Source organism: Streptomyces sp. NPDC051664, from assembly GCF_044453545.1.
Classification (GTDB): domain Bacteria; phylum Actinomycetota; class Actinomycetes; order Streptomycetales; family Streptomycetaceae; genus Streptomyces.
Genome location: NZ_JBITCU010000007.1, coordinates 130,970 through 143,783, shown reverse-complemented (window position 1 = coordinate 143,783; position 12,814 = coordinate 130,970). Strand labels below are relative to the sequence as shown.

At 65.0% G+C, this 12,814-nt stretch carries 6 protein-coding genes; all 6 read right to left on the bottom strand.

Features of this window, described 5'->3' with window-relative positions; genetic code table 11:
* Positions 1–28: 28 nt before the first annotated feature.
* Positions 29–1,222: an elongation factor Tu gene (tuf, locus tag ACIA8E_RS15960; protein ID WP_030977937.1), complete on the bottom strand. Its 1,194-nt coding sequence runs from the start codon at positions 1,220–1,222 to the stop codon at positions 29–31.
* Positions 1,223–1,382: 160 nt separating this feature from the next.
* Entirely contained in the window at positions 1,383–3,512 is a 2,130-nt protein-coding gene (fusA, locus tag ACIA8E_RS15955) for an elongation factor G (RefSeq protein ID WP_327126364.1), read from the bottom strand.
* A gap of 38 nt (positions 3,513–3,550) precedes the next feature.
* Positions 3,551–4,021, bottom strand: a complete 471-nt coding sequence (gene rpsG, locus ACIA8E_RS15950; RefSeq protein ID WP_030977935.1) for a 30S ribosomal protein S7 — start codon at positions 4,019–4,021, stop codon at positions 3,551–3,553.
* Between the two features lie 2 nt (positions 4,022–4,023).
* Positions 4,024–4,395: a 30S ribosomal protein S12 gene (gene rpsL / locus ACIA8E_RS15945; protein ID WP_003948652.1), complete on the bottom strand. Its 372-nt coding sequence runs from the start codon at positions 4,393–4,395 to the stop codon at positions 4,024–4,026.
* A gap of 358 nt (positions 4,396–4,753) precedes the next feature.
* Positions 4,754–8,653, bottom strand: coding sequence for a DNA-directed RNA polymerase subunit beta' (locus tag ACIA8E_RS15940; RefSeq protein ID WP_030977930.1), 3,900 nt, complete (start codon positions 8,651–8,653; stop codon positions 4,754–4,756).
* A gap of 99 nt (positions 8,654–8,752) precedes the next feature.
* Complete coding sequence (rpoB, locus tag ACIA8E_RS15935; RefSeq protein WP_392752055.1) at positions 8,753–12,238, bottom strand: DNA-directed RNA polymerase subunit beta; 3,486 nt, start codon at positions 12,236–12,238, stop codon at positions 8,753–8,755.
* Positions 12,239–12,814: the final 576 nt, after the last annotated feature.

Sequence of the window (12,814 nt, the reverse complement as noted above, 5' to 3'; positions counted from 1 at the left end):
GGAGCAACCAGGTCAGACAGTCAGGTAATTACTTGACGATCTTGGTGACCTGGCCGGCGCCCACGGTCCGGCCACCCTCGCGGATGGCGAACTTCAGGCCCTCTTCCATGGCGACCGGCTGGATCAGCACGACGTTCATGAGGGTGTTGTCACCCGGCATGACCATCTCGGTGCCCTCGGGAAGGGTCACAACGCCCGTCACGTCCGTGGTACGGAAGTAGAACTGCGGGCGGTAGTTGTTGAAGAACGGGGTGTGACGGCCACCCTCGTCCTTCGACAGGATGTAGGACTGCGCCTGGAACTCGGTGTGCGGCGTGACCGAACCCGGCTTGATGATGACCTGGCCGCGCTCGACGTCCTCGCGCTTGATGCCACGAAGAAGCAGACCGACGTTCTCACCGGCCTGGCCCTCGTCGAGCAGCTTGCGGAACATCTCGATGCCGGTGACCGTGGTGGTGGTCTTCTCCTGCTTGATGCCCACGATGTCAACGGTCTCGTTGACCTTGAGGACACCACGCTCGATACGACCGGTGACGACGGTGCCACGACCGGTGATCGTGAAGACGTCCTCGATCGGCATCAGGAACGGCTTCTCGACGTCACGCTCGGGCTGCGGGATCGACTCGTCGACGGCCTTCATCAGGTCGAGGACGGTCTGGCCCCACTCCTTGTCACCCTCAAGAGCCTTGAGCGCCGAGACCTTGACGACCGGAAGGTCGTCGCCCGGGAACTCGTACTCGGAGAGGAGCTCACGAACCTCGAGCTCGACGAGCTCCAGGATCTCCTCGTCGTCCACCATGTCGGCCTTGTTCAGCGCGACAACGATGTACGGAACGCCGACCTGGCGGGCCAGGAGCACGTGCTCCTTGGTCTGCGGCATCGGGCCGTCGGTGGCGGCGACCACGAGGATGGCGCCGTCCATCTGCGCCGCACCCGTGATCATGTTCTTGATGTAGTCGGCGTGACCCGGGCAGTCGACGTGCGCGTAGTGACGCGACTCCGTCTGGTACTCGACGTGCGCGATCGAGATCGTGATACCGCGCTGGCGCTCCTCAGGAGCCTTGTCGATCTGGTCGAAGGCCGAGGCCTCGTTCAGGTCCGGGTACGCGTCGTGCAGCACCTTGGTAATGGCGGCCGTGAGGGTCGTCTTACCGTGGTCAATGTGACCGATGGTGCCGATGTTGACGTGCGGCTTAGTCCGCTCGAACTTCGCCTTCGCCACTGGGTCCTCCTGTGGAGTGGTTCTGTACGCCTTGCTTCATCGGCGCCAGGTGATCTTTGCTGGGATGCCGGGGCCGGGGGCATTCACCACATTGCTTGCGCTCTGCGACGAATGCCCCACCAGGCTCCGGTGACAAGCCTAAAGCGTGAGCTCGGGAGAGTTACTCGCCCTTGGCCTTCGCGATGATCTCCTCGGCGACGTTCCGCGGAACCTCGGCGTAGGAGTCGAACTGCATCGAGTAGCTTGCGCGACCCGAGGTCTTGCTGCGGAGGTCTCCGACGTAGCCGAACATCTCCGAGAGGGGCACGAGGCCCTTCACGACGCGAGCGCCGCTGCGCTCCTCCATGGCCTGGATCTGGCCACGGCGGGAGTTGAGGTCACCGATGACGTCGCCCATGTAGTCCTCGGGCGTGGTGACCTCGACTGCCATCATCGGCTCGAGGAGCACGGGGGACGCCTTGCGGGCACCCTCCTTGAACGCCTGCGAACCGGCGATCTTGAAGGCGAGCTCGGAGGAGTCGACCTCGTGGTAACCACCGTCGAGAAGGGTGACGCGAACGCCGACCATCTCGTAACCGGCCAGGATGCCGAACTGCATGGCTTCCTGAGCACCCGCGTCCACCGAGGGGATGTACTCACGGGGGATGCGGCCACCGGTGACCTTGTTGACGAACTCGTAGGACGCGTCGCCACCCTCGATGGGCTCAAGGGCGATCTGCACCTTCGCGAACTGGCCGGTACCACCAGTCTGCTTCTTGTGCGTGTAGTCGATGCGCTCGACGGCCTTACGGATCGTCTCGCGGTACGCGACCTGCGGCTTGCCGACGTTCGCCTCGACGCGGAACTCGCGCTTCATGCGGTCGACGAGCACCTCGAGGTGAAGCTCGCCCATACCACCGATGATGGTCTGGCCGGTCTCCTCGTCGGAGTGCACCTGGAAGGACGGGTCCTCCTCGGAGAGGCGCTGGATGGCGACACCCAGCTTCTCCTGGTCACCCTTGGACTTGGGCTCGATGGCGACCTGAATGACCGGCGCCGGGAAGTCCATGGACTCCAGGATCACCGGGTTCTTGTCGTCACACAGCGTCTCACCGGTGGTGGTCTGCTTCAGGCCCATGACGGCGATGATGTCACCGGCGCCCACCGACGCGATCTCCTCACGCTTGTTCGCGTGCATGCGGTAGATCTTGCCGATGCGCTCCTTCTTGCCCTTGACCGAGTTCAGCACCGCGGTGCCGGCCTCGAGGCGACCGGAGTAGATCCGGACGAAGGTGAGCTTGCCGAGGTGCGGGTCGCTAGCGATCTTGAACGCCAGGCCGGAGAACGGCTCGTCGTCCGAGGGCTTGCGCTTGACGACAACCTCGGGGTCCTTGACGTCGTGGCCCTCGATGGCCTCGACGTCCAGGGGGGAAGGCAGGTAGCGGACGACCGCGTCGAGCAGGGGCTGGACGCCCTTGTTCTTGAACGCCGTGCCACAGAACACCGGGGTGACGGTGACGGAGCCCGCGCCGCCCTTCGATGCGAGGGTGATCCGGCGGATCGCCTCGTGCAGCTGCTCCTCGGTGGGCTCGACGCCCTCCAGGTACAGCTCCATCATCTCGTCGTCGTTCTCGGAAACGGCCTCGAGCAGCTTGCCGCGCCACTCCTGAGCCGCCTCGATGTGGGTGTCCGGGATGTCGACGGTGTCGTACATCTCGCCCTTGACGGCCTCTTCCGGCCACACAAAGGCCTTCATCGACACGAGGTCGACGACGCCCTTGAAGTCGGCTTCGGCACCGATGGGGAGCTGCATGACGAGCGGGACCGCACCGAGGCGTTCGACGATCATGTCGACGCAGCGGTGGAACTCGGCACCCGTGCGGTCGAGCTTGTTGACGAAGCAGATACGCGGCACGCCGTAGCGGTCCGCCTGACGCCAAACGGTCTCGGACTGCGGCTCGACGCCCGCGACACCGTCGAACACGGTGACAGCGCCGTCGAGGACGCGGAGCGAACGCTCCACCTCGACGGTGAAGTCGACGTGACCCGGGGTGTCGATGATGTTGATGGTGTGGTCAACATCATTGAGCGGCCAGTGACAGGTCGTCGCGGCGGACGTGATCGTGATGCCGCGCTCCTGCTCCTGCTCCATCCAGTCCATCGTGGCAGCGCCGTCGTGGACTTCACCGATCTTGTACGAAACACCGGTGTAGAACAGGATCCGCTCGGTGGTGGTCGTCTTGCCCGCGTCGATGTGGGCCATGATCCCGATGTTGCGGACCTTGGCCAGGTCAAGCGAAGTGGTGGCCATAAGGCTCAATCTTCTCTCGGTCTCGATGTGGGTAGCGACTACCAGCGGTAGTGCGCGAAGGCCTTGTTGGACTCGGCCATCTTGTGGGTGTCCTCGCGCTTCTTGACGGCAGCGCCAAGACCGTTGGAGGCGTCGAGCAGCTCGTTCATGAGGCGCTCGGTCATCGTCTTCTCGCGGCGGGCGCGGGAGTAACCCACGACCCAGCGAAGCGCGAGGGTGGCGGCGCGACCGGGCTTGACCTCGATCGGCACCTGGTAGGTGGCGCCACCGACACGGCGGGACTTGACCTCGAGCGAGGGCTTGACGTTCTCAAGCGCGCGCTTCAGCGTGATGACCGGGTCGTTGCCGGTCTTCTCGCGGAGGCCTTCCATGGCGCCGTACACGATCCGCTCGGCAGTGGAACGCTTGCCGTTGAGCAGGATCTTGTTGATCAGCGAGGTGACAAGAGGAGAACCGTAGACCGGGTCGATGATGACCGGGCGCTTCGGGGCGGGGCCCTTACGAGGCATTCTTACTTCTCCTTCTTGGCGCCGTAGCGGCTGCGGGCCTGCTTGCGGTTCTTGACACCCTGGGTGTCAAGGGAGCCGCGGATGATCTTGTAACGAACACCCGGCAGGTCCTTCACACGGCCACCACGCACGAGCACGATGGAGTGCTCCTGCAGGTTGTGTCCCTCACCCGGGATGTAGGCCGTGACCTCGATGCCGGAGGTCAGACGCACACGCGCGACCTTACGGAGTGCCGAGTTCGGCTTCTTCGGGGTGGTCGTGAACACACGCGTGCAGACGCCGCGGCGCTGGGGCGAACCCTCGAGCGCGGGCGTCTTGTTCTTCTCGACCTTGTCCTGCCGGCCCTTCCGGACCAGCTGCTGGATCGTAGGCACTACTTCTCCGGTTTCTGTGTGCCGTTCGTGAAACTAACCTGGAACGTCGCCGACCCACGCGGTCGGGTGTGTCGAATGCTGCAGGCTTCTGCCCTAGGGCAGAAGGGGCGCAGATTGCGGTGGCCAAAGACAAGCTCGCCATGCGGTTGAGGACACGCACACGAGCCCAGGCACACCCCAGGCACAAGGTCTGAGCGTACCTACCTCACGGACTCCGGTCAAAACAAATGCTGTCCACGACGACGCGCTGCGCGTGACATTCCCGACAGTACCGCTGTTCCGGCACCGACGGTGCAACGCCGCAGGGCGGCCACCCCGTACGAAACGGGGTGACCGCCCTGCGGACGGGACATGCGCCTTACTGGTTGTACGGACCGTAGTCGTAGTCCTCCAGCGGAACGGCCTGGCCGGAGCCCGTGCCGAACGGCGAGTAGTCGATGTCGTCGTAGCCGACGGCCGAGTACATCGCGGCCTTGGCTTCCTCGGTCGGCTCGACCCGGATGTTGCGGTAGCGGGACAGACCCGTACCGGCCGGGATGAGCTTACCGATGATGACGTTCTCCTTGAGGCCGATCAGGGAGTCCGACTTGGCGTTGATCGCCGCGTCGGTCAGAACCCTGGTCGTCTCCTGGAAGGACGCCGCCGACAGCCACGACTCGGTGGCGAGCGAGGCCTTGGTGATACCCATCAGCTGCGGACGGCCGGAGGCGGGGTGACCGCCCTCGGTGACCACACGACGGTTCTCGGTCTCGAACTTCGAGCGCTCGACGAGCTCGCCCGGCAGCAGCTCCGCGTCGCCGGACTCGATGATCGTCACCCGGCGCAGCATCTGCCGGATGATGATCTCGATGTGCTTGTCGTGGATCGACACACCCTGCGAGTTGTAGACCTTCTGGACCTCGCCGACCAGGTGGACCTGGACCGCGCGCTGACCGAGGATCCGCAGCACGTCGTGCGGGTTGGTGGCACCCACGGTGAGCTTCTGGCCCACCTCGACGTGGTCGCCCTCGCCCACCAGCAGACGGGCACGCTTCGAGATCGGGAACGGCGTCTCGTCGCTGCCGTCGTCCGGGGTGACGACGATCTTCTTGGTCTTCTCGGTCTCCTCGATACGGATGCGGCCGGCCGCCTCCGAGATCGGGGCGACACCCTTGGGCGTACGGGCTTCGAAGAGCTCGACGACTCGGGGCAGACCCTGGGTGATGTCGTCACCGGCCACACCACCGGTGTGGAAGGTACGCATCGTCAGCTGGGTACCGGGCTCACCGATGGACTGGGCGGCGATGATGCCGACCGCCTCACCGATGTCGACCAGCTTGCCGGTGGCGAGCGAGCGTCCGTAGCAGAAGGCACAGGTGCCGACCGCGGACTCACAGGTCAGGACCGAACGGGTCTTGACCTCCTCGACGCCGGCGCCCACGAGGGCGTCGATCAGGACGTCACCGAGGTCGACGTTGGCAGGCGCGATGACCTTGCCGTCGACAACGACGTCCTCGGCGAGCATGCGGGCGTAGACCGAGGTCTCGACGTCCTCCGTCTTGCGGAGCACACCGTCCGCACCCTTGACGGCGATCTTCAGCTTGAGGCCACGGTCGGTGCCGCAGTCCTCCTCGCGAATGATCACGTCCTGCGAGACGTCCACCAGACGACGGGTCAGGTAACCCGAGTCGGCGGTACGCAGGGCGGTGTCCGCCAGACCCTTACGGGCACCGTGCGTGGAGATGAAGTACTCCAGAACGGTCAGGCCCTCACGGAACGACGCCTTGATGGGACGCGGGATCGTCTCGTTCTTCGCGTTCGACACCAGACCACGCATACCCGCGATCTGACGCATCTGCATCATGTTTCCTCGGGCACCCGAGTCGACCATCATGAAGATGGGGTTCGTCTTCGGGAAGTTCGCGTTCATCGCCTCGGCAACCTCATTGGTCGCCTTGGTCCAGATCGCGATGAGCTCCTGCGTGCGCTCGTCCTTGGTGATGAGACCGCGCTCGTACTGCTTCTGGACCTTCTCGTCCTGCGCCTCGTAGCCCTGGACGATGGCCTTCTTGGCCTCCGGCACGACGATGTCCGAAACGGAGACGGTGACGCCGGAACGGGTCGCCCAGTGGAAACCGGCCGCCTTCAGGTTGTCGAGCGTCGCCGCCACGATGACCTTGGGGTAGCGCTCGGCCAGGTCGTTGACGATCTCGGAGAGCTGCTTCTTGCCCACCGAGTAGTCGACGAACGGGTAGTCCTCGGGCAGCAGCTCGTTGAAGAGCGCGCGGCCCAGGCTCGTACGCAGCCGGAAGGTGTCACCCGGCTGGTACTCCGGCTCGCCCTCTTCAGCGACCGGCGGCACCCAGCCGCGCGGCGGGATGGTGCCCACCGGGAAGCGGATGTCGACCTGCGTCTGGAGCGAGAGCTCCCGGGCGTCGAAGGCCATGATCGCCTCGGCGGTGGAACCGAACGCGCGGCCCTGACCGATGACCTTGCGCTCCTCCTCGTCCGTGGTGAGGAAGAACAGGCCCAGCACCATGTCCTGGGTCGGCATGGTGACGGGACGACCGTCGGCCGGCTTCAGGATGTTGTTCGAGGACAGCATCAGGATGCGTGCCTCGGCCTGCGCCTCCGCGGAGAGCGGCAGGTGCACGGCCATCTGGTCACCGTCGAAGTCCGCGTTGAACGCGGTGCAGACGAGCGGGTGGATCTGGATGGCCTTGCCCTCGACCAGCTGCGGCTCGAAGGCCTGGATGCCGAGGCGGTGCAGGGTCGGTGCACGGTTCAGCAGCACCGGGTGCTCGGCGATGACCTCTTCGAGGACGTCGTACACCACGGTGCGGCCACGCTCGACCATGCGCTTGGCCGACTTGATGTTCTGCGCGTGGTTCAGGTCGACCAGGCGCTTCATCACGAACGGCTTGAAGAGCTCCAGCGCCATGGCCTTCGGCAGACCGCACTGGTGCAGCTTCAGCTGCGGACCGACGACGATCACGGAACGCGCGGAGTAGTCCACACGCTTACCGAGAAGGTTCTGACGGAAACGACCCTGCTTGCCCTTGAGCATGTCGCTCAGGGACTTCAGCGGGCGGTTACCCGGACCGGTGACCGGGCGACCACGGCGGCCGTTGTCGAACAGCGCGTCGACGGCCTCCTGCAGCATCCGCTTCTCGTTGTTCACGATGATCTCGGGGGCACCGAGGTCAAGGAGACGCTTGAGGCGGTTGTTGCGGTTGATCACACGGCGGTACAGGTCGTTCAGGTCGGAGGTCGCGAAGCGGCCACCGTCCAGCTGCACCATCGGACGCAGGTCCGGCGGGATGACCGGCACGCAGTCGAGCACCATGCCCTTGGGGCTGTTGCTGGTCTGCAGGAACGCGGAGACGACCTTGAGGCGCTTGAGCGCACGAGTCTTCTTCTGGCCCTTGCCGGTACGGATGATCTCGCGGAGGCGCTCGGCCTCCTCGTTGAGGTCGAAGGACTCCAGGCGCTTCTGCAGAGCAGCGGCACCCATGGAGCCGTCGAAGTATGTGCCGAAGCGGTCACGCAGTTCGCGGTAGAGCAGCTCGTCGCCCTCGAGGTCCTGGACCTTGAGGTTCTTGAAGCGGTTCCACACCTCGTCGAGACGGTCGATCTCGCGCTGCGCACGGTCGCGCAGCTGCTTCATCTCACGCTCGGCACCTTCGCGCACCTTGCGGCGTACGTCGGCCTTGGCGCCCTCGGCCTCGAGCTCGGCCAGGTCGGTCTCGAGCTTCTTGGCGCGAGCCTCCAGGTCGGAGTCGCGACGGTTCTCGACCTGCTGACGCTCGACGGAGACGTGCGCCTCCAGCGAGGGCAGGTCACGCGTACGGCGCTCCTCGTCCACGAACGTGATCATGTACGCGGCGAAGTAGATGACCTTTTCGAGGTCCTTCGGCGCGAGATCAAGCAGGTAGCCGAGGCGCGACGGGACGCCCTTGAAATACCAGATGTGAGTGACGGGAGCGGCAAGCTCGATGTGGCCCATGCGCTCACGACGCACCTTGGCGCGCGTGACCTCCACGCCACAACGCTCACAAATGATGCCCTTGAAGCGGACACGCTTGTACTTGCCGCAGTAGCACTCCCAGTCCCGGGTCGGACCGAAGATCTTCTCGCAGAAGAGTCCGTCCTTTTCGGGCTTGAGCGTGCGGTAGTTGATGGTCTCCGGCTTCTTCACTTCGCCGTGCGACCAGGTCCGGATGTCGTCCGCGGTGGCAAGGCCGATCCGCAGCTCGTCGAAGAAGTTGACGTCGAGCACTTGTCGTCAATCCCTCTTTCGGGGTCGAGTCTCAATCAATGGTCTGAACGGGTCCGGGGCAGGGCCGGGGCCTCATGAGCGAGGCCCCGGCCAGACCCGTCAGACCTCTTCGACGCTGCTCGGCTCGCGCCGGGACAGGTCGATACCGAGCTCCTCCGCCGCGCGGAAGACGTCCTCGTCCGTGTCACGCATCTCGATGGACATGCCGTCCGAGGAGAGCACCTCCACGTTGAGGCAGAGCGACTGCATTTCCTTGATGAGCACCTTGAAGGACTCGGGGATGCCCGGCTCGGGGATGTTCTCGCCCTTGACGATGGCCTCGTAGACCTTCACGCGGCCGGTCACGTCGTCGGACTTGATCGTCAGCAGCTCCTGGAGGGCGTAAGCGGCGCCATATGCCTCCAGCGCCCACACCTCCATCTCACCGAAGCGCTGTCCACCGAACTGAGCCTTACCACCCAGCGGCTGCTGGGTGATCATGGAGTACGGGCCCGTCGACCGAGCGTGCAGCTTGTCGTCGACGAGGTGGTGGAGCTTGAGGATGTACATGTAGCCGACCGAAACCGGCTCGGGGAACGGCTCACCGGAGCGGCCGTCGAACAGGTTGGCCTTGCCCGAAGGCTGGACCAGCCGGTTGCCGTCGCGGTTCGGGATCGTGGCCTCGAAGAGACCGGAGATCTCGTCCTCGCGCGCACCGTCGAAGACGGGCGTGGCGACGTTGGTGCCGGGGGCGACCTGGTCGGCGCCGATGGCCTGCAGGCGCTTGGCCCACTCGTCACCGAGGCCGGAGACGTCCCAGCCACGGCTGGCGAGCCAGCCGAGGTGGATCTCCAGGACCTGTCCCGGGTTCATTCGGGACGGGACACCCAGCGGGTTGAGGATGATGTCGACCGGGGTGCCGTCCTCCAGGAACGGCATGTCCTCGATCGGGAGGATCTTCGAGATGACGCCCTTGTTGCCGTGACGGCCGGCGAGCTTGTCACCATCGGTGATCTTGCGCTTCTGCGCGACGTAGACGCGGACCAGCTGGTTCACGCCCGGCGGCAGCTCGTCGCCCTCTTCGCGGTCGAAGACGCGGACGCCGATGACCTTGCCGATCTCGCCGTGCGGGACCTTCAGCGAGGTGTCGCGCACCTCGCGCGCCTTCTCACCGAAGATCGCGCGGAGCAGGCGCTCCTCGGGGGTCAGCTCGGTCTCACCCTTGGGCGTGACCTTGCCGACGAGGATGTCACCGGCGACGACCTCGGCACCGATACGGATGATGCCGCGCTCGTCGAGGTCGGCGAGGACCTCTTCGGAGACGTTCGGGATGTCCCGGGTGATCTCCTCCGGGCCGAGCTTGGTGTCACGGGCGTCGACCTCGTGCTCCTCGATGTGGATCGAGGAGAGGACGTCGTCCTGCACGAGGCGCTGCGACAGGATGATCGCGTCCTCGTAGTTGTGACCCTCCCACGGCATGAACGCCACGAGCAGGTTCTTGCCGAGCGCCATCTCACCGTTCTCGGTGGCCGGCCCGTCGGCGAGGACCTGGCCCTCGATGACCCGGTCGCCCTCGGAGACGACGACCTTCTGGTTGACCGAGGTGCCCTGGTTGGAGCGCGAGAACTTGGCGATGCGGTACGTGGTGTACGTGCCGTCGTCGTTGGTGACGGTGATGTAGTCCGCGGAGACCTCCTGGACGACACCGTCCTTCTCGGCCTTCAGGACGTCACCGGCGTCGGTGGCGCAGCGGTACTCCATGCCCGTACCGACGAGCGGGGCCTCCGACTTGATCAGCGGCACCGCCTGACGCATCATGTTCGCGCCCATGAGGGCACGGTTGGCGTCGTCGTGCTCCAGGAAGGGGATCATCGCGGTGGCGACGGACACCATCTGGCGCGGCGAGACGTCCATGTAGTCGACGTCGTCGCCCGGGATGTAGTCGACCTCTCCGCCACGACGGCGGACCAGGACGCGGGGCTCGGTGAACCGCATGTCCTCGGAGAGCGTCGCGTTCGCCTGGGCGATCACGAAGCGGTCTTCCTCGTCGGCGGTGATGTAGTCGACCTCGTCGGTGACCTGGCCGTCGACGACCTTGCGGTACGGCGTCTCGATGAAGCCGAACGCGTTGACACGTCCGTACGAGGCGAGCGAACCGATCAGACCGATGTTCGGGCCTTCAGGGGTCTCGATCGGGCACATGCGTCCGTAGTGGGACGGGTGCACGTCACGGACCTCGAAGCCGGCCCGCTCACGGGAGAGACCACCCGGGCCAAGAGCCGACAGACGGCGCTTGTGGGTGAGACCCGACAGCGGGTTGTTCTGGTCCATGAACTGCGACAGCTGGCTGGTGCCGAAGAACTCCTTGATGGAGGCGACGACCGGCCGGATGTTGATCAGGGTCTGCGGCGTGATCGCCTCGACGTCCTGAGTCGTCATACGCTCACGCACGACGCGCTCCATACGAGCCAGACCCGTACGGACCTGGTTCTGGATGAGCTCGCCGACGTTACGCAGACGACGGTTGCCGAAGTGGTCGATGTCGTCGGTCTCGACGACGATCGAACGACCGGACTCACCGACCGTCTCGGTCTCCCCCGCGTGCAGCTTGACCAGGTACTTGATGGTCGCGATGACGTCGTCGGAGGTGAGCACACCGGCGTCCAGCGGCTCTTCGGCGCCGAGCTTCTTGTTCACCTTGTAGCGGCCGACCTTCGCGAGGTCGTAGCGCTTCGGGTTGAAGTAGAGGTTCTCGAGCAGCGTCTGAGCAGCCTCGCGGGTGGGCGGCTCGCCCGGGCGGAGCTTGCGGTAGATGTCGAGCAGCGCGTCGTCCTGGCCCTGGGTGTGGTCCTTCTCCAGGGTGGCGCGCATGGACTCGTACTCGCCGAACTCCTCGAGGATCTGCTCGGTGGTCCAACCGAGAGCCTTCAGGAGGACGGTCACGGACTGCTTGCGCTTGCGGTCGATACGGACACCGACCATGTCGCGCTTGTCGATCTCCATCTCCAGCCAGGCACCCCGGGACGGGATGATCTTGGCGGAGAAGATGTCCTTGTCGGACGTCTTGTCGATCGAGGAGTCGAAGTAGACACCCGGCGAGCGCACGAGCTGCGACACGACGACACGCTCGGTGCCGTTGATGACGAAGGTGCCCTTGTTCGTCATGAGCGGGAAGTCGCCCATGAAGACCGTCTGGGACTTGATCTCGCCGGTCTCGTTGTTGGTGAACTCGGCCGTGACGAAGAGCGGGGCGGCGAACGTGAAGTCGCGCTCCTTGCACTCGTCGATCGAGTTCTTCGGGGGCTCGAAGCGGTGGTCGCGGAACGTAAGCGACATCGACCCGGAGAAGTCCTCAATCGGTGAAATCTCCTCGAAGATCTCCTCCAGGCCGGACTTGGTGGGGACGTCTTGTCCACTGTCCAGAGCAGCCTCGACGCGAGCCTTCCAGGCGGCATTGCCGAGGAGCCAGTCAAAGCTCTCGGTCTGCAGCGCGAGGAGGTTCGGAACCTCGAGGGGCTCCTTGATCTTTGCAAAAGAGATGCGCAGCGGGGCGGTGCTGGCACCGTTGTTCGTATTCGCGGTCGAGGCGTTGCGCGAGGCGGCCAAGAGGGGGTCCTTCCGAGGGCTCGGACTCACTACGCGCGTACCGGTCCCAAGTTGGACACGGTGACGGAAATCCCAGGTCAGGGAGAATCAGTCATCGGTGTTCAAGCATCGGGTATGCCCCTGGTGACGGGCAGGAGGCAGCTAACAGGCAGCGCAAAGGGTCAGTGTAGCCAAACGGCACACTGATGTCCAGTCCGGGTTCTCAGAGACCCTCGAAGCTCGCAACAGCTGTTCTCAACACCTATGAATCGCCCTCGCGCGGATGCGCTCTTCTTTACTGCCCTCTTCGCCCACGATCCATGCATCGGATCCGGATCGAGTGACGACGCGTCCTGAGAATTGCGCGCCGCGTGCGGTTCGTCAAGGCCCCCCTGCCGGAGAGAGCCCTGAGACCCTCATCCGCCGCCCCTCGGCACCGGCCGTGAGCCCCTGTCCGAGGCGTACGGCGAAGATCACGATACTCGTCAACCACGGAAGAGCAAGGCGAGCGCCTCGGGTACGCCGAAGGGCGACCACCCGGATGGGTGATCGCCCTTCGCGATGTGACGTCCGTGCCGTGCGGTACGGGTGTCCAGA